Below are 18719 nucleotides of genomic sequence, written 5' to 3'. Positions count from 1 at the left end.
GTCTTTCATGGGGGGGCTGGCGAGGCGAATATGTATTGAAAATGTAAATGGAATATTAATTTTAAGGTAATTAACCATAGTGAAAGAAAACTGATCCAGTCTTTGCCGCTTCCTTCACCCACCAAAGGATGTCCGATGAAAGCCTGGCGTTTTCTGCTGTGCGCGGCGCTGCTGCCCGCCGCCTCTCATGCCGCCTATCCCGACGACCTGAAGCTCGCCACCTGGAACGCTATGCTGCTGCCGCAGGCGCTGTATCCCAACTACGGCCAGATGCGGCGTGTCGAGCTGATGGCGGCTTCGCCCATCCTCCAGCGACAGGATGTGCTGGTGTTCCAGGAGTTGCAGGACAACGCCGCGTCGGAGCGGCTGCAGGCCTTGCTCAAGCCGCGCTTTCCCTACCAGACGCCGGTGATCGGCCGTTCGCAGCAGGGTTGGGACGGCACCGAGGGCTGGAACGGGATGAAGCCGGAGGATGGCGGCGTGGCCATCGCCAGCCGCTGGCCCATCGTCGAGAAGCGGCAGTACCTGTTCCAGACGCCCGGCTGCAGCTGGGACGGGCAGGCGCTGAAAGGTTTCGCGTATGCCAGGATCGCCGTCAACGGCCAGTTCTATCATGTGATCGGCACCCATCTGCAATCCGAGGACAGCGGCTGCGCCAACCACGCCGACATCGGCGTGCGCCAGGCCCAGCTGCGCGAGATCGCGGCCTGGGTCCAATCGCGCCATTTGCCGGCTGACGAGACGGTGATCGTCGCCGGCGACATGAATACCGACCGCTACAAGACCGCCGAGTACCGGGCGATGCTGGACATCCTGCAGGCCAGCGAGCCGCGCTACGCCGGCATGCCGCACAGCTTCGACACCGCCGGCAACGGCATCGCGCTGGAGCGCTACGGCGCGCGCGGCGGCGACGCGCCGGAATACCTTGACTACATCCTGGCGTTGAAAGGCCACCGCCAGCCTTCCGCCTGGCACAACCAGGCGCTGGACGCGCCGTCGCCGCAGTGGACGGCGCAATCGGCGGTGGTGAAGCAGACCTATGCCTACACCGATTTCAGCGACCACTACCCGGTGCAGGCCTTCGCCTGGGCCGACGCCGCCACGCCGACCCGCTCGCTGACCGCGCAGCCGGGCACCTACCGCCAGGTCTTCCTGCAGAACCTGGCCAGCGGCCGTTATGTCCAGGCCGGAGACGCCAACGACGGCTGGCTGAAGACCGACGCCGCAGCGGCGGGCGCGCGGGCGCGTTTCAATTTGTCCAACAACTTTTCCATGCGCGACAACGGCTGCATCCGGTCTGGCGAATACGTGCGTCTGGAGCGGGCCGATCGGCCCGGCTGGTTCTGGACTTGGTGGGGAACGGCCGGCGGCAACCAGTACGCGTATTACACCGCCCAGGGGCCGTTGAACCGCTCGCCGGAACTGAGGCTGGTCAATCACAGCCGGCCGGACGGCTGCCTGCAGGACGGCGACGAAGTATCGTTCAAGGATTGGGCGCGCGCCGCCGACTATTACCTGACCGCCTGGGCCGGCGGCGGCCATGCCGACCAGCTCTACCTGTGGCAGCCGGCCGTGGGGAGCGGGGAGCGCTTCAGGGTGGGGATAGGGGCCGCGCCCCAGTATCTGGACTGGCGCGGACAATTGTCATACGCCAAGCGTCGTTGACGGCGGGCAGCCTCTTGTTGCTGTTTCTCCACGTCACGCCCTGGCTCTTGGAACAGGATCAACCATTTTGTCAAACAAGATAGTTGATAAATCGAGTCAGTTAAACTAATGTGTCTGAAAATTACAAATGCATATATTTTTAAAAAATTAAATGCATTATAAATTTCATGCCAAAAACTGGTCATGACGAGGATACAAGAGGCTGCATCCCGATTTCGAGGCGAGAGTGCCAAGCATTTACATCGTCCGTGCCCGTCCACCGATGCCGCGCGGCGGGCGTGAACCGAACAGTCAAAGGGACATTCGCGATGAAGCATTCCTCCGATATCTGCATTGTCGGCGCCGGCATCAGCGGCCTGACCTGCGCCAGCCATCTGCTCGACTCGCCTGCCTGTCGCGGCCTGTCTCTGCGCATTTTCGACATGCAGCAGGAAGCGGGAGGCCGCATCCGCTCGAAAACGCTGGACGGCAAGGCCGCGATAGAGCTGGGCGCCGGACGGTACTCGCCGCAACTGCACCCGCATTTCCAGCGCGCGATGCAGCATTACAGCCAGAAGAGCGAAATCTACCCATTCACCCAGCTGAAATTCAAAAACCATACCCAGCAGAAGCTGAAGCGGGCGATGAGCGAGCTGTCCTCCAGGCTGGAGGAGCACGGCAAGGAATCCTTTCTCCAGTTCGTCAGCCGCTATCAGGGCAAGGAGAGCGCGGTCGGCATGATCCGCTCGATGGGCTATGACGCCTTGTTCCTGCCCGACATCTCGGCCGAGATGGCTTACGACATCGTCGGCAAGCATCCGGAAATCCAGAGCGTGACCGACAACGACGCCAACCAGTGGTTTTCGGCGGAGCAGGGTTTCGATGGCCTGATCCAGCAGATCAAGGCCAAGGTCAAGGCTGCCGGCGCGCGCTTCAGCCTGGGCTACCGCCTGCTGTCGGTCGAGGCCGACGGCGACGGCTACCGCCTGCAACTGGCCGGCGACGACGGCTGGAAGCTGGAGCACCGCGCCCGCCACCTGATCCTGGCGGTCCCGCCGTCGGCGATGGCCGGACTCAACGTCAATTTTCCCGAGGCGTGGAACGGCGCGCGCTACGGCTCGCTGCCGCTGTTCAAGGGCTTTCTGACCTATGGCGAACCCTGGTGGCTGGATTACAAGCTGGATGACCAGGTGCTGATCGTCGACAACCCGCTGCGCAAGATCTACTTCAAGGGCGACAAATACCTGTTCTTCTACACCGACAGCGAGATGGCCGATTACTGGCGGGGCTGCGTGGCCGAGGGCGAGGACGGTTATCTGGAGCAGATCCGCACCTATCTCGCCAGCGCGCTGGGCATCGCCCGCGAGCGCATCCCCCAGCCCCGGGTCCACGTGCACAAGTACTGGGCGCACGGCGTCGAGTTCTGCCGCGACAGCGGCATCGACCACCCGTCCGCGCTGAGCCACCGCGACAGCGGCATCATCGCCTGCTCGGACGCTTACACCGAGCACTGCGGCTGGATGGAGGGCGGCCTGCTGAGCGCCCGCGAGGCCAGCAGGCTGCTGTTGCAGCGTCTCTCCGCTTGAACGGGGCCGAGGCAAAGCCGCCGCATCGCGTCGCCGCCCGATGTCCGGGCGGCGGTCGCCAGTCATGACCGCTTGGGAGACACATGAGCATTCTGGATTTTCCACGCATCCATTTTCGCGGCTGGGCGCGGGTCAACGCGCCCACCGCCAACCGCGATCCGCACGGCCAGATCGATATGGCCCGCAACGCGGTGTCGATCCATGGCGAGCCGTTCGACCTCGCGCGCCATCCGACCGAATTCCACCGCCACCTGCAATCGCTGCAGCCGCGTTTCGGCCTGGACGGCCGGCCTGACCCGGAGGGGCCGTTCGGCCTGGCGGAAGGCTACAACGCGGCCGGCAACAACCATTTCTCCTGGGAGGGCGTCACCGTCAGCCACGTGCGGCTGGACGGCGGCGAACCGGACCATGGCGACGGCCTGGTCGGCGCCAAGCTGGCGCTGTGGGGGCACTACAACGATTACCTGCGCACCACCTTCAACCGCGCGCGCTGGGTGGACAACGATCCCACCCGCCGCGACGCGGTGCAGATCTACGCCGGCCAATTCACGATCAGCCCGGCCGGCGCCGGGCCGGGCACGCCCTGGCTGTTCACCGCCGACATCGACGACAGCCACGGCGCGCGCTGGACGCGCGGCGGCCACATCGCCGAGCGCGGCGGCCATTTCCTGGACGAGGAATTCGGCCTGGCGCGGCTGTTCCAGTTTTCCGTGCCCAAGAGCCATCCGCATTTCCTGTTCCACCCCGGGCAGTTCGATTCCGAAGCCTGGCGCAGGCTGCAGCTGGCGCTGGAGGACGACGATGTGCTGGGCCTGGCGGTGCAGTATGTTCTGTTCAATATGTCGACGCCGCCGCAACCCAATTCGCCGGTGTTCCACGATATGGTCGGCGTGGTCGGCCTGTGGCGCCGCGGCGAGCTGGCCAGCTATCCGGCCGGCCGGCTGCTGCGTCCGCGCCAGCCCGGGCTGGGCGATCTGACGCTGCGCGTAAGCGGCGGCCGCGCGGCGCTGAATCTGGCTTGCGCCATCCCGTTCACCGCCCGCGCGGCGCAGCCGTCCGCGCCGGACAGGCTGACGCCCGATCTCGGCGCCAAGCTGCCGTTGGGCGACCTGTTGCTGCGCGACGAGGACGGCGCGTTGCTGGCGCGGGTGCCGCAGGCGCTGTACCAGGATTACTGGACGAACCACGGCATCGTCGAGGTGCCGTTGCTGCGCGAGCCCAGAGGCTCGCTGACGCTGTCCAGCGAGCTAGCGGAGTGGCGGGAGCAGGACTGGGTCACCCAGTCCGACGCCGCCAATCTTTACCTGGAGGCGCCTGACCGCCGCCATGGTCGTTTCTTTCCGGAAGACATCGCGCTGCGCAGCTATTTCCGCGGCGAGGCGCGCGCGCGCGCGGACATTCCTTACCGGATCGAGGGCATGGGCCTGGCCGGGGTGGAGGCGCGCCAGGACGGCATCGCCGCCGAGTGGCGGCTGACCGGCCTGCGGCCCGGTCCGGCGCGCATAGTGCTAGGCGATGGCGAGGAGGCGATCCAGCTGCGGGTGCTGCCGGACGACTGGGAACTGGACGACGCGACGGTGGACGAGGTCGATTACGCCTTCCTGTACCGGCACGTGATGGCCTACTACGAGCTGATCTACCCGTTCATGTCCGACAAGGTGTTCAGCCTGGCCGACCGCTGCAAGTGCGAGACCTACGCCAGGCTGATGTGGCAGATGTGCGATCCGCAGAACCGGAACAAGAGTTATTACATGCCCAGCACCCGCGAGCTGTCGGCGCCCAAGGCCAGGCTGTTCCTCAAATACCTGGCCCATGTCGAGGGCGAGGCCAGGCTGCTGGCGCCGCCGCCGGCCGATCCGGCGCGCATCGCGAGCAAGGCGGAGCTGGCGGCCGAGCTGCGCAAGGCGGTGGATCTGGAATTGTCGGTGATGCTGCAGTATTTGTACGCCGCCTATTCCATTCCCAATTACGCCCAGGGCCAGCAGCGCGTGGCCGACGGCGCGTGGACCCCGGAACAGCTGCGGCTGGCCTGCGGCAGCGGCGACCGGCGCCGCGACGGCGGCATCCGCGCCGCGCTGCTGGAGATCGCCCACGAGGAGATGATCCACTACCTGGTGGTGAACAATCTGCTGATGGCGCTGGGCGAGCCGTTCTACGCCGGCGTGCCGCTGATGGGCGAGGCGGCGCGGCAGGCGTTCGGCCTGGACACCGAGTTCGCGCTGGAGCCGTTCTCGGAGTCGGCGCTAGCGCGCTTCGTCCGGCTGGAATGGCCGCACTTCATCCCGGCGCCGGGCAAATCCATCGCCGATTTCTACGCCGCGATCCGCCAGGCCTTCCTCGAACTGCCGGACCTGTTCGACGGCGAGGCCGGCAAGCGCGGCGGCGAGCACCACCTGTTTCTCAACGAGCTGACCAACCGCGCGAATCCCGGCTACCAGCTGGAGGTGTTCGACCGCGACAGCGCGCTGTTCGGCATCGCCTTCGTCACCGACCAGGGCGAGGGCGGGGCGCTGGATTCGCCGCACTACGAGCACTCCCATTTCCAGCGGCTGCGCGAACTGGCGGCCCGCATCATGGCGCAGCCCGCGCCGTTCGAGCCGGCGCTGCCGGCGCTGCGCAATCCGGTGCTGGATGAGGAGCCGGGCTGCCAGCGCGTCGAAGATGAGCGGGCGCGGGCGCTGATGGGCATGTACCAGGGCGTGTACGAACTGATGTTCGCGATGATGGCGCAGCATTTCGCGGTGAAGCCGCTGGGCAGCCTCAGGCGTTCGCGGCTGATGAACGCGGCGATCGACCTGATGACCGGCCTGCTCCGGCCGTTGTCCTGCGCGCTGATGAATCTGCCGTCGGGCAGCGCCGGACGCACCGCCGGACCGCCGTTGCCCGGCCCGGTGGACACCCGCAGCTACGACGACTACGCGCTGGGCTGCCGGATGCTGGCGCGGCGCTGCGAGCGGCTGCAGGAGACGGCGGCGGCGCTGGCGCCGGGCTGGCTGCCCGAAGCGCAATTGGAGCTGCTGGATTTCTACCGCCGGCAGATGCTGGACTTGGCTTGTGGAAAGCTTTCTAGAGAGGCCTGAAATGAAAAAAGCAATCATAGTCGGAGGCGGGCTCGCCGGCGGTTTGACCGCCATCTACCTGGCGAAGCGCGGCTACGAGGTCCACGTGGTGGAAAAGCGCGGCGACCCGCTGCAGGATTTGTCGTCTTACGTGGACGTGGTCAGCTCGCGGGCGATAGGCGTCAGCATGACGGTGCGCGGCATCAAGTCGGTGCTGGCCGCCGGCATCCCGCGCGCGGAGCTGGAAGCCTGCGGCGAGCCCATCGTGGCGATGGCGTTCTCGGTCGGCGGCCAGCACCGGATGCGGCCGTTGAAGCCGCTGGAGGATTTCCGCCCGCTGTCGCTCAACCGCGCGGCGTTTCAGAAACTGCTGAACAAATACGCCAATCTGGCCGGCGTCCGCTACTACTTCGAGCACAAGTGCCTGGACGTGGATCTGGATGGCAAGTCAGTGCTGATCCAGGGCCGGGACGGCCAGCCGCAGCGGCTCCAGGGCGACATGATCGTCGGCGCCGACGGCGCGCATTCGGCGGTGAGGCAGGCGATGCAGAGCGGCCTGCGCCGTTTCGAATTCCAGCAGACTTTCTTCCGCCACGGCTACAAGACGCTGGTGCTGCCGGACGCCGAGGCGCTGGGCTACCGCAAGGACACGCTGTACTTTTTCGGCATGGATTCCGGCGGCCAGTTCGCTGGCCGCGCCGCCACCATACCGGACGGCAGCGTCAGCATCGCCATCTGCCTGCCCTACAGCGGCAGCCCCAGCCTGACGACTACCGACGAGTCTGCGATGCGCGCCTTTTTCGACCGTTACTTCGGCGGCCTGCCGCGGGACGCGCGCGAGGAGATGCTGCGCCAGTTCCTGGCCAAGCCCAGCAACGACCTGATCAATGTCCGCTCCAGCACCTTCCATTACAAGGGCAATGTGCTGCTGCTGGGCGACGCCGCCCACGCCACAGCGCCCTTCCTCGGCCAGGGCATGAATATGGCGCTGGAGGACGCCCGCACCTTCGTCGAGCTGCTGGACCGCCATCAGGGCGATCAGGACAAGGCCTTCCCCGAATTCACCGAGCTGCGCAAGGTGCAGGCCGATGCGATGCAGGACATGGCGCGCGCCAACTACGACGTGCTCAGCCGCTCCAACCCCATCTTCTTCATGCGGGCCCGCTACACCCGCTACATGCATAGCAAGTTTCCCGGCCTTTACCCGCCGGACATGGCGGAGAAGCTGTACTTCACGTCGGAACCATACGACAGGCTGCAGCAGATCCAGAGAAAGCAGAACGTTTGGTACAAGATAGGAAGGGTCAACTGATGAAAGTTCTGGTCATCGGCGCGGGGCCGGCCGGCCTGGTGTTCGCCAGCCAACTGAAACAGGCGCGTCCGCAGTGGGCGATAGACATCGTCGAAAAGAACGACGAGCAGGAAGTGCTGGGCTGGGGCGTGGTGCTGCCCGGCCGGCCCGGCCAGCATCCGGCCAATCCGCTGTCCTACCTGGACGCGCCGGAGAAGCTCAACCCGCAGTTCCTCGAGGACTTCAAGCTGGTCCATCACAACGAACCCAGCCTGATGAGCACCGGCGTGCTGCTGTGCGGCGTGGAGCGCCGCGGCCTGGTGCACGCCTTGCGTGACAAGTGCCGCTCGCAGGGCATCGCCATCCGCTTCGAATCGCCTCTGCTGGAGCATGGCGAGCTGCCGCTGGCCGACTACGACCTGGTGGCGCTGGCCAATGGCGTCAATCACAAGACCTCGCACTTCACCGAGGCGCTGGCGCCGCAGGTGGACTACGGCCGCAACAAGTACATCTGGTACGGCACCAGCCAGCTGTTCGACCAGATGAACCTGGTGTTCCGCACCCACGGCAAGGACATCTTCATCGCCCATGCCTACAAGTACTCGGACACGATGAGCACCTTCGTCGTCGAGTGCAGCGAGGAGACCTATGCCCGCGCCCGCCTGGGCGAGATGTCCGACGAAGCGTCGGCCGAATACGTGGCCAAGGTGTTCCAGACCGAGCTGGGCGGCCACGGCCTGGTGAGCCAGCCCGGCCTCGGCTGGCGCAATTTCATGACGCTGAGCCACGATCGCTGCCACGACGGCAAGCTGGTGCTGCTGGGAGACGCGCTGCAGTCCGGCCACTTCTCCATCGGCCATGGCACCACGATGGCGGTGGTGATCGCCCAGTTGCTGGTGAAGGCGCTGTGCGCCGAGGCAGACGTGCCGGCCGCGCTGCGGAGCTTCGAGGAGCGCGCGCTGCCGCTGGTCCAGCTATTCCGCAGCCATGCCGACAACAGCCGGGTCTGGTTCGAGACGGTGGAGGAGCGCATGCACTTGTCCAGTGCCGAGTTCGTGCAGAGCTTCGACGCGCGCCGCAAGTCGCTGCCGCCAATGCCGGAAGCGCTGGCGCAGAACCTGCGCTACGCGCTGCAGCGCTGAGGAGGCCGCATGGAAAACCGGGAACCGCCGCTGCTGCCGGCGCGCTGGAGCAGCGCCTACGTGTCGTACTGGAGTCCGATGCTGCCGGATGACCAACTGACGTCCGGCTACTGCTGGTTCGACTACGAGCGCGATGTCTGTCGGATAGACGGCCTGTTCAATCCCTGGTCGGAGCGCGACACCGGCTACCGGCTGTGGATGTCCGAGGTCGGCAACGCCGCCAGCGGCCTCACCTGGAAGCAGAAGGTGGCCTACGGCCGCGAGCGGACCGCCGCGGACGAGCAGCTGTGCGAGCGTCCGCTGGACGACGAGACCGGCCCGTTCGCCGAGCTGTTCCTGCCGCGCGACGTGCTGCGCCGGCTGGGTGCCCGCTTCATCGGCCGCCGCGAGGTGCTGGGCCGCGAGGCCGACGGCTGGCGCTACCAGCGTCCGGGCAAGGGGCCGTCCACGCTGTATCTGGACGCCGCCAGCGGCGAGCCGCTGAGAATGGTGACCGGGGACGAGGCGTCGCGCGCCTCGCTGCGCGATTTCCCCAACGTCAGCGCGGCCGAAATTCCCGACGCCGTTTTCGCCGCCAAGCGTTAGCGTTCGGATCGGGCAGAAAAACGGGGCTGCTTTCGGGCAGCCCCGTTGTCGTCGCCGGGAGCGGATCAGGCGGGAACGGCCAGCGCCGCGGGCGCGAAGGCGCGGCGCTGCCAGAACGGCCGCTCTGGCCAGCGGTTTTCCTGCCGGTAATGCCGCCGCCGCTCCGCCAGGTAGCGGCGGAAGCAGTCGTCGGCGCGCTTGGCGTAGGCGCGAGCCGGCGCCAGGTCGCCGTCCAGCATCGCGGCGATGGCCGGCGCGGCGGCCAGCGCGTCGCCGAGCGCGCTGGCGATGCCGGACGAGGTCAGCGGGTCCAGTCCCATCAGCGCGTCGCCGACGCAGATCCAGCCGGGGCCGGCGGCGCGGGAGACGCAGCCGCTGTGCGCGGCGAAGGCGTGCACGGCGTCTATCCGCGGCGGCGGCGGCAGCCGCTCCGACAGCAGCCGGGTGGCGCGCCAGGCGGCCAGAAAATCGGCGGGATGCTCCAGCCCCTGCGCGCGGGCCAGGTCCTGGTCCGTCATCAGCGCCGCCAGCGCGCGGCCGTCCGGCAGCGCCGCGGCATACCACCAGCCGTAAGGCGCGGACTCCACCAGCGAATAACCGCTCAGCTCTCCTGAGCAATCCACGCGGCAAGCCAGCGCCTGCAGCCGATCCAGCCTGTACCGGGGCATGCCCAGCCTGGCGGCCAGCGGCGAGCGCCGGCCGCCGGCGTCCACCACCACCCGCGCCTCCGCTTCGCCCAGGCCGCGCACCCGCAGCCGCCAGCCGCCGCGGCTAGGCTCGATGGCGTCGATGCCGGATTCGCTCAGCACCGTTACGCCGCGCGCCATCGCCTCCTGCCGCAGCGCGCGGTCGAAGCCGGCGCGGTCCAGGTGCCAGCCGTGGCCGTGGCCGCGGTACAGGAAGTGGTCCAGCCGCGGCGTCTCGCTCCCCCACAGCGAGAGGTTGCCGTGGTAGCCCGGCTGGCCGTCCAGCGCATGGCCGGCGCCCAGGCGCGAGAGCAGGCCGGCGACGTCCGGCGTCGCCGATTCGCCGATGCGGAAGGGCTGGGCCAGCGGCCGGTCCAGCAGCAGCGCCTCCACGCCCAGCGCCTGCAGCGCCAGCGCGAGGGCGCTGCCGGCCGGGCCGGCGCCGGCTATCGCCACCGGGTAGCGGCTAACGCTCATTGCGCGGTTCCGGCCGCGGCGGATGGGCGGGGTCGAACGGCCGGGGTAGTTCGCGCTCCACCTCGACGAAGCGGCGCTCGCCGTCCACCTGCTTTTCCATCACGAAACCCAGGCCGGCCCAGTACTTGACCATGTCGATATCGTCGGCGAACTGGATGAAGTCGCCGGCCAGCTGGTCGTAGTCGGTGCCCAGCCACGGCACCTGCTTGCCGGTTTCCTGGTCGGGCGGCGGCGGGGGCGAGGCGGCTGCCAGCGTCTGCGGCTGCGGTTGCGGTTCCAGATAGACGAACTCCGGCCGCTGCGCCGGCCACCACCACAGCCGCCTGCCGTCCAGCGGCTGCGACGAGCATTCGTTGAAGTCGGCCTGCCAGGGGATGGCCATGTAGCGGGTGACGTCGCCGGGCTCCATGCCGCGCCTCAGGTCGAAATCCAGGCTCAGCGGGCCTTCGGGCACGAAGTGGTTGCGGATGCGGAAGGGGTGGCCATAGATGGCCGGATTGCGCGAGATCCAGGTCATCTCGATGCCGGGCGAGAACGGTCCGCCGACGCAGTTGTCCAGCGCCGCCCGGGTCAGGCTCTCGGCCGCGTCACCGTCCTCTGGGTGGTTGACGAAGCAGCCGGCCACCCATTGCTGCAGCATGAAGTACTGGGTGTCGGTAAGGCGCATGTACTTGCTGGTGGCGGTGCTGGGCACCAGGCAGTTGTCGCCGGCGAGATACGGCATCATCGTCGCGCCGCTGGCGGTGAGGATGTCGTTTTCCTGGTAGGGCGGGCGGATGAAGTCCAGGATGTACTGGCGAAAGCCCTGGTATTCCGGCGCGCCCAGGCCGTCCGCTCCGGTCGCGCCCAGTTTTTCGAAATCGAAATGGTGCGGCTTGGGGGGAATGGCGGCCACCCACGGCATATAGGTCGCGCGCTCCAGCAGCGGGCGGATTTCGGTGTGGAAATTGGGCTTGAAGCCGTCCGCGCCGGATTTCCAGAAGCCGTTTTCATAGAGCGCCGGATAGTGGCCGCTGCGCACCAGCGCGTCGAAGATGGTGTCGTACAGCGTGATCAGGTTGGGGATTTCCGGCGCGTACTTGGGCGGGGCCACCAGCACGTGGGCCGGCAGCGCCTCGATGCGGCTGCCGTCGGAGAACTCGATCACCGCGCTGACCGGTCCGTCCGAGGTGTCGTCCCACCAGCCGTCGTTGTTGGCGTAGTCGGTGATGGTCGCGTCCGGATCGGCGGAGCCGGACACGCCGTAGCCGCCCAGCACCAGCAGCCGACCGTCCTGGTCGGTGCGCAGCTCGCCCAGGGTGTCGATCGAGTCCCGCATCGGATAGAGCGGGCTGGGCGGGAAATGCGCGCCTTCGTAGCCGTCCGGCACGGTGTTCTTGCTGAACTGCTCGCCTTGCTGGCTGCGGCCCGATATCTGGCGTGGGCCGGCGTCGATCAGCAGCGCGTGGCGGTCCTTGGCTTGCGGGTTGCGCAGCGGGTGGTTGGGCGCGTAGCCGTCTTCGCCCTCAGCCGGCACGAAGGTGTACCAGCTGGGCTTCTTGTTGGCCAGGTGCGCGGTCCAGCGTATCGCGTGGACGCCGTCGGTGTTCAGCGTCACCTCCTCGCTGACGCCGTTTTCCACCTTGTACACCTTGAAACGCGCGGCCTGGCGGCACAGCCGGCCTTCGGCGTCGCGAAAATCCTGTTGGGTGAACGGCTTGCCGTCCGGCATGACGGGCAGGCCGCAATAGCGGTCCGGCTCGATGTAGAACTTCTCCGGCGCGTCGCCGACGCGGGCGATGCCGATGGAGGGGTAGATCCGGTATTCGATCATGATGGCTCCCGATTCATGCTTGTGCGGTCTGATGGGCGGCAGCCAGGCGGCTGACGTTGTCGCGCACGCTCTCCAGCGCGTCCACCATCTCGCCGCGCTCCGCCGGGTCGTCTATCTGTTGCCTGGCCACCTGGACGGCGGCGGGCAGCCGCGCCGCCAGATCGGCCAGCCTGCTGCCGGGCTGGTACAGATAGGTGGGCGCGCCATTGGGGCCGACGTCGCTGTCGGTGTCCTTGTGCAGCGGCGTCTGCATCAGTTTGCGGGCCAGGTTGGGCAGCGCCTGGTGCATCAGCGGCAAGCCCTGTGTGAAGAAGCTGTCCCTGGACTGGCCGGCGACGAAGCTGCGCTCCATCGAATCCAGCATCAGGCTGTAGGCGATGTCGAACAGCTCGGCCAGCTGGATGGCCATCGGGTTGGTGAAGTCGCCGCGCTTGGGATTGGACACGATGGGGTAGGTGGGCGGAAAGCCGGCCTTGTCCAGCGACACGGTGCGGAATTTCTTGAAGTGCGACATCTCGTACGGCGAGCCGATGATGGGGCCGTAGGTGCCGTCGGTGCGCTCGCCGTAGGTGTTGTAGGTGGCCCACGGCTCGATCGGAATCATCGACTGCGATTCCGGCACGCTGCCTTCGCCCTGCTGGACGATCTGCTGCACGCCCAGCCGGGCGCTGGCGAGGTCGGTGACCCGCACTGGTTTGCCGCCGAACTTGCCGAGGTAGATGTCCAGCCGCTGACAGGCGTCGGCGTTCGGCTGGAACAGCGCCGCCTGGTCCGGATAGGTCGCCAGGCCGTCCAGCAGCGCGTCGTACAGCTGGGCGATGTAGCTGTAGTTGTCGCCGCGCGGCGGCGCGTGCGGCGGCGCCGGGGTTTCGATCGCGGTGAAGGTGTCGTTGAACACCTCCACCGACGCGCGGCACAGGCCGATGAAGGGCGTGGTGCTGGTGTTGGCGTGGGGCAGGTAACAGGGATAGACCGGCGCGGCGCTGTCGGTCAGCCGGGGGCGTCCGCCGATGCCCACCAGCAGATTGGCGGCCTGGTTGATGTGGAACATCTCTTCCATCATCACGCTGCGCAGCAGCTGGTAGGCCTCGCAGTTGGGGTCGCTGATCGAATACAGCGCGGTCAGATACGGCGGGATGGTGGTCATTTCCACCTGGATCGCCAGCTGGGCCGCGTCCTGCAGCGGCTTGCGGGCATCCGCCAGGTCTTCGGCGGCGCGCTGGCCGTAGATGCGGTCGAACAGCATGCCGAAGGGTTTGCTCGAATCGATGCTCATGTTTCCTCCGCGAATCGTCGGGTAGGCAAACGGCGCGGCGCGCTCAGCGCTTGATCAGCGTGGCCACCGACACGTGCGGCCAGATGATTTCGTCGAATACCAGCAGCACGGTCTGGGTGTACTGCAACTGGAGGAACTGGCTGCCGTCCGGGCGCTGCAGCGTCTCGATCCAGAAGATGGCGTTCATTTCGGTGGCGTCCGCGTTCTGGACGATGAAGGGGATGTTGGCGATGCCGCCAGAATCCTGGGTGCTGACCGGCAGATTGGTGGTGCTCACCACCTTGAGCTCCAACTGCTGCTGCTGATATTTCAGCACGTCCACCAGGGCCTGGTTGGGATTCTGCATGTCGAATCCGGGCGGGAACTTGCCGTTCAGGTAGGGATCGGTATAACCCAGGGGCAACGGTTTGCCGTCCACCCGGGTGGGCATGGTGCTGACCGGCGCGATATTGGGCGCCCGCGCCTCGCTGGACGCCTGGCCCTGCGCCAGCAGCGAATCGCCATGGGGGATGGTGGCCTGGCGCACGATGGTGGGCGGATCGTGCGGCGCGGTGGTGGCTGGCACGTTCAGCCAGATGCCGGGTTCGATGTGTATGCCTTCGCCAGTGTCGGCGTCGCTGACTTGCTGCAGGTAGGTCAAGCCGTAGAGGAAGATGTCGTTCTGTTTGGAGCCGCGGTTCGGCACCGGCCCGCCTATCGGGCTGAAACTGATGGTTTCGATGGTGGCGTTGACGATCAGGCGGAAGATGCCGCCGTTCTGGTGGTTAGGCACGGCGATCATATTGTAGCCATGGCCGGTCCAGTGGCCGGACAGCTCGGTCAACGGACCGAGGTTGTCCAGGCTTTGCGATAACGGGGCCGAGGCGCGTTGGAATTGGCTGAGGTTCATGGTTGGCTCTCCCAAGACATTGTCGAGATGACGGTGTGCTGCCTGGTGTGTTGCCGACCCGATACTGCGATATTGTCGTCCGCCTTTGTCGGCGGATGATGCCGGATTCGTAAGACTACTTAACCATTATTCTTGTATGGAATATCCGACATGTGCTGGTTATAGCCGGGGCCGGCTCCATGTCAAGCGTGGCGGGGTTTGCGGCGATGCGCCCCATGGATCGATGTCTCGTGCCGGGCGAGCGGATTGTGAGGAAAAGTTATCAAAAACAGTTATTTGGGACAGATTGAATCTCGTGGTTGCGGGCTGGTTACGGCATAAGATGAAAGTCCGGCTCATCGATTTGCGCCTTTCGGATTGCGTCGATCCGGGGTGGATTCCGGAGTTTTCGCGCGGAATGGTTTCATCCGCGCCCGCTATCGCAGGAGGCCGCAATGGAAGCCAGGCGTATCAACCAATACCGCGCGCCGCAGCTGGTGCCTTTCAGCGCCAAGCTCGACGAGGATGGACAGACCGTGGTGCTGGCGGCCGATTCCAACGAGTACAAGCTCGCCTTCAAGGGCGTGGAAGGCGGACGGGTGCTGGACAGCGTGCTGTCCATGGCCAATCCGGGCGCGGAAATCTGGTACGACATCCATTCCGGCTCGGCCCAGCCCTGGCAGCTGTCGCTGGCGCGCCAGCTGGATGAGCTGTCGCTGATCCGGGACGCGCCGGCCGGCCGCTCCGCGCTGGAGATGCGCCGTCTGGAGCAGGAGTCGCTGATCGGCCGTTGCATCGAGCGCCTGCGGTCCGATGCCGGCGACCGCGGCGGGCAGGGCGTCCCCACCGCGCGGGTGATGCTGCATTTGCTGGACGAGCCGCCGCCCGCTCCCGGCGCGTTTTTCATCGACGATGTCGCCGCGCCGGAGTGGGGCGACAATTTCTCGCTGCAGACCTTCTATCTGCAAAAACTCTATCTGGAAGACAATCTGCCGCAACTGATTCCGCTGTGGCGGAGGGTGCTGACGGGCTTCATCGAAGCATCCGGCGGCGCGGTCCAGGGCTGCGGGACGGGGCGGGTGGCGAGGCCGGACGTGCTGGGCTTCTATTGCCCGGTGCAGGAAGAGTCGTACTTGCTGTGCCTGGTGGATCTGGTGCTGCAGGCGCCCTGCGCGGGAGCCCGCCGGCGTCTGCGCGGCTGGACGTCGCCGGCGGCGGCGGACAGCGGCGTCAACTTCATGCGCCGCGCCCGCCAGTGCCTGCAGTCCGGGCTGGAGACGCTGGGAGAGAGCCGTTTCGCGCGGCAGGTGGGCGCGCAAGGCACGGAGGCCGGTTCGCTGGTCCAGGGCCTGTTCATCGAGCAATACCATGTCTCCAGGCGCTTCGCCGAGATCATCGCGCCGTTGATGACCCGGCGCATGCGGCTGCCGATGAAGCAGCATGTCCACCGTTACTTTCAGGAAGAGCTGGCGCGCGAGGTGTATGGACGGTCGGTATGCGAGGCGTTGGGCGTGCCGTCGGCCTGGCTGGACCAGGCTTTGCCGCTGCCCTTGTTCCAGGCCTACGTCGATGCCTTCACCGTGCTGGGGCGCTACGATCCCATCGGCTATCTGGCGGCGCTGATGGCTTTCGAGTGCGGGCTGGGCATGAAAGGGCTGGAGGAGATGGGGCCGGATGGCGTGGAGGAGACGCGCGCGGCCTACCGGATGCTTCCACGCCGGGACGATGCTTGCCAGGAGGGCGGGTGCGCGGCTTTGCCGCAGCTGTTCTTCCGCGAGATCTCGCTGCTGGGGGCCGCCGCGCAGCGGCGCGCGCTGGGCAGCCTGGCCTACATGATGGAGCTGGAGCATCGGGCGATGGACCAGGTCGCCGATTTCTACCGCGTTCAGGAGACGCTGGACATGTGCTCGCTGGATGGTTTCTACGGAGGCGGATGAGGGGCGGTCATGCGGCCATCGCCTGCCATAGCGCCAGGCCCAGCAGCGCGGCCGCGGAAACGGCGGCGGCCGGCCGGCGGTAGCGTTCCGCGGCGGCCAGCGCGGTGACGCCCAGCATCACTACCAAGCCATGCCCGCCGGCGCCCGGCAGCAGCATCAGCAGCCAGCAGCTGCGCAGGCAGGCGGCGCCGTTTTCCAGTCCATACAGCAGGCAATCGCGGTTGGCGGCCCAGCCCGATGGCGCCAGCGCGCGGCCGCGGTGGCAAGCGGCCAGCGCGGCGGCCTTGCCTGGGCCCAGCTGCCAGGCGGCCGCGGCGAGGGCGGCGCCGGCCAGAGACAGGGAGAGGCTGTTGACGGCTAACAGCCAGAGCGCGGCCGCGATATCCAGCAGCCAGGCCGCCGCCAGCCAGAGGCCGAGATAGCCGCACAGGAAGACGGCGATCGCCCGGCGCCGCCGCCGCCACAGGCTGTGGAAGGCGGCATATCGGGCGGGGCCCGCCGCCAGCGGCAGCATCATCGCCGCCGTCATCAGCGGCAGGCCGCCGTCCGGCGCGGGAGCTCCGCCAAGTTGCCGCCAGCCGAGCCCGCCGCGGCAGATCGCCGCGAAGCCGACGCCGCCGGATCTTTGCAGCAGGCATAGCCACGCCGCTGCGCAAATCGCCAGCACCCACCATTCCGGATGCCGCCGCAGCCAGTCCCGCGTTCGTCGCAAGCCGGCAGGCAGCGGCGCGGCGAGGCGGGCGGGGCCCATCGTCAGCGCGCGCATCGAGGCGGTCCGCGGCTCATTCGTAATACAGGCTGACCCGACCCACCCTGACTTCTGCTTCGCGCTTGGCCTGCCGCCTCGGGACGAAGGTGACGCGCAGGTCTTTGGGATCCCAGCCGGGCTCCTGCTCCAGCCGCGCCATCAGGTCGGTGACGTCGAAAACGTAATGCAAGCCGGTGCCGGCATGGCCCGCGCCCTGGCGGGACGCCTTGTCCAGGCCGAACAGCGGCAGCACGCCGGCGCATAGCTCTTCCCGGCTGCCGGGCTGGGATTCTCCAGGGGGGTGCAGATAGATTTCGTAGCTCGGCGGCATGCCTTTTCCTGTGACCCGCTCAACCCGGAGGTAGGCCTGGCGCGGCTTGCCCGCGGCCTGCGCCTGCAGCGCCGGGCCGGTCGGCGGCTCTATCGACAGGCTGACCGTGGCGTCCCGCGAAGCCAGCGGAAACGATTCCTGGGTGGCGGCCACCATCTCGCATGGGTGTTCCGTTGACATGAATGAGTGCTCCCGTAATGGCTGGCGTCGTTAGACCCGCTAACAAAACCCCTGATCCTGCGTTGCGCCTCCTTGTCGCACCAGGGGGGCTGCCTGCGTCGGCGCGCCTTGGCTCAGGTTCTCTGCGTGGTTCTGTTAGCGGCTCTTAATGGACATTGCCCAGTGGATTGGCGAGGTTGTCGTATTGGTAGTGCCAGGGCCCGTTCACGGTGTCCACCACGTCCTGCGGGGCGAAGGTGGCCGGCTTGCCGCTGGCGTCGTGGAAGAAGAAGCGGGTGGCGCTCAACCACTTGGGATCGGTGGGGTTGGCGTTGCCCATTTTGCGCCACACCTCCCACAGCCGGTCGATGTTGGCGTGGTGCAGCCAGAAGATGGGGTCTTGGGCGGCGGTGTCGGGGTCGCCCATCAGGCCGCCGATATCGCTGTGGATCATGTCGTGCGGCACCATTTCCAGTTGTCCCTGGTCGCTGTCGCCCATGTGGTTGGGGCCGCGCGTCGGCCCGCCGAAGCCGGAGTCGCCGCCCGGCGCCAGGTGCCCGGCGAAGTTGGCGCGTTTCAGGCAGCTCAGGCTGACCGCCTTGTTGTCCAGAAAAGGCTTGCCGTCGTTGCCCTGATCGCGCTCCACCAGCAGCGGGTTCTGGCCGGGCAGGCCGGCGAATTGCTTGGCGGTGAAGGCGGGGGGCAGCGCCCGGGCGCCAGGCGGGCTGTAGTTCCAGTACGGCAGCGCCCAGTCCTGAGGACCGCCCAGCTTGGCCACGGTGGCGGAGACGATGTCTTCGAATATGCCCAGATAGACGCGGTGCCAGGGCAGGAAAAACCAGGTGGCGTGCTGGCATTGCGCCCAGGCCTGCTTCTGGTCCTGAGTGAAGGTGGAGGGGTTCTGCAGCGTGCCGTGCACCGCCGCCTGGTACTGCCAACTGGTGGAGTCGCCGGGCGGGCGTTGCTGCATATCGTGTACGGCCCGGGCATACCATTGCAGCGTCTGGTCGCTGGCGTCCAGCTTGGATACATCCTTGCGCATGCGGGGGGTGGGCATTTCGGCTGCTCCTGGTTGGGCGTCGCGTGGCGTCGATGGGCTGCCGGACAGGGGTGGGGC

General features: G+C 67.0%; 14 protein-coding genes. 7 read left to right on the top strand and 7 right to left on the bottom strand.

The window, feature by feature from the left end; genetic code table 11:
* Nucleotides 1-135: 135 nt before the first annotated feature.
* From sph to vioE, 6 genes are all read left to right on the top strand, one after another.
* Complete coding sequence (sph, locus tag ACY3GB_RS06945) at nt 136-1665, top strand: sphingomyelin phosphodiesterase (protein WP_463088110.1); 1530 nt, start codon at nt 136-138, stop codon at nt 1663-1665.
* Nucleotides 1666-1973: 308 nt separating this feature from the next.
* A complete protein-coding gene (gene vioA, locus ACY3GB_RS06940; RefSeq protein WP_463088109.1) occupies nt 1974-3230 on the top strand; it encodes a flavin-dependent violacein biosynthesis tryptophan-2 monooxygenase VioA in 1257 nt (418 codons plus the stop codon).
* Nucleotides 3231-3313: 83 nt separating this feature from the next.
* The gene (gene vioB, locus ACY3GB_RS06935) at nt 3314-6310 is read left to right on the top strand and encodes an iminophenyl-pyruvate dimer synthase VioB (protein WP_463088108.1); all 2997 of its coding nucleotides are present in this window, start codon (nt 3314-3316) and stop codon (nt 6308-6310) included.
* A 1-nt stretch (nt 6311) separates the two neighbouring features.
* Entirely contained in the window at nt 6312-7601 is a 1290-nt protein-coding gene (gene vioC / locus ACY3GB_RS06930; RefSeq protein WP_463088107.1) for an NADP-dependent violacein biosynthesis oxygenase VioC, read from the top strand.
* Nucleotides 7601-8722: a flavin-dependent violacein biosynthesis monooxygenase VioD gene (gene vioD, locus ACY3GB_RS06925; RefSeq protein ID WP_463088106.1), complete on the top strand. Its 1122-nt coding sequence runs from the start codon at nt 7601-7603 to the stop codon at nt 8720-8722. The genes vioC and vioD overlap by 1 nt, the downstream gene beginning before the upstream one ends.
* 9 nt (nt 8723-8731) lie before the next feature.
* The gene (gene vioE / locus ACY3GB_RS06920) at nt 8732-9307 is read left to right on the top strand and encodes a violacein biosynthesis enzyme VioE (protein WP_463088105.1); all 576 of its coding nucleotides are present in this window, start codon (nt 8732-8734) and stop codon (nt 9305-9307) included.
* A gap of 65 nt (nt 9308-9372) precedes the next feature.
* On the opposite strand, the gene ACY3GB_RS06915 is transcribed toward vioE, so the two are convergent.
* Genes ACY3GB_RS06915 through ACY3GB_RS06900 form a run of 4 tightly spaced genes read right to left on the bottom strand, consistent with a single transcriptional unit; the run spans nt 9373 to nt 14448 of the window.
* On the bottom strand, nt 9373-10470 hold the full coding sequence (locus ACY3GB_RS06915; RefSeq protein WP_463088104.1) for a tryptophan 7-halogenase: 1098 nt from the start codon (nt 10468-10470) through the stop codon (nt 9373-9375).
* Nucleotides 10460-12283, bottom strand: a complete 1824-nt coding sequence (locus ACY3GB_RS06910) for a LodA/GoxA family CTQ-dependent oxidase (protein WP_463088103.1) — start codon at nt 12281-12283, stop codon at nt 10460-10462. The genes ACY3GB_RS06915 and ACY3GB_RS06910 overlap by 11 nt, the downstream gene beginning before the upstream one ends.
* A 13-nt stretch (nt 12284-12296) precedes the next feature.
* Nucleotides 12297-13559: a ferritin-like domain-containing protein gene (locus ACY3GB_RS06905; protein ID WP_463088102.1), complete on the bottom strand. Its 1263-nt coding sequence runs from the start codon at nt 13557-13559 to the stop codon at nt 12297-12299.
* Between the two features lie 43 nt (nt 13560-13602).
* Nucleotides 13603-14448 (bottom strand): heme-binding protein, encoded by an 846-nt coding sequence (locus ACY3GB_RS06900; protein ID WP_463088101.1) that lies wholly within the window; start codon nt 14446-14448, stop codon nt 13603-13605.
* A 434-nt stretch (nt 14449-14882) separates the two neighbouring features.
* On the opposite strand from ACY3GB_RS06900, the gene ACY3GB_RS06895 reads away from it, so the two are divergent.
* Complete coding sequence (locus tag ACY3GB_RS06895) at nt 14883-16364, top strand: hypothetical protein (RefSeq protein WP_463088100.1); 1482 nt, start codon at nt 14883-14885, stop codon at nt 16362-16364.
* A gap of 7 nt (nt 16365-16371) precedes the next feature.
* On the opposite strand, the gene ACY3GB_RS06890 is transcribed toward ACY3GB_RS06895, so the two are convergent.
* The 3 genes from ACY3GB_RS06890 to ACY3GB_RS06880 all read right to left on the bottom strand — a co-directional run bounded on the left by ACY3GB_RS06890 (nt 16372) and on the right by ACY3GB_RS06880 (nt 18659).
* Nucleotides 16372-17130 carry a copper chaperone gene (locus ACY3GB_RS06890; RefSeq protein WP_463088099.1) on the bottom strand — a complete coding sequence of 253 codons (759 nt, stop codon included), beginning with the start codon at nt 17128-17130 and terminating at the stop codon, nt 16372-16374.
* 16 nt (nt 17131-17146) lie between these two features.
* Nucleotides 17147-17623, bottom strand: a complete 477-nt coding sequence (locus ACY3GB_RS06885; RefSeq protein ID WP_463088098.1) for a DUF7868 domain-containing protein — start codon at nt 17621-17623, stop codon at nt 17147-17149.
* Between the two features lie 145 nt (nt 17624-17768).
* On the bottom strand, nt 17769-18659 hold the full coding sequence (locus tag ACY3GB_RS06880; protein ID WP_463088097.1) for a tyrosinase family protein: 891 nt from the start codon (nt 18657-18659) through the stop codon (nt 17769-17771).
* Nucleotides 18660-18719: the final 60 nt, after the last annotated feature.

It is taken from the genome of Chromobacterium sp. Ag138, from assembly GCF_055181315.1.
The sequence above is the reverse complement of the archived record's forward strand: the minus strand, read 5'-3'. Positions and strand labels throughout refer to the sequence as shown.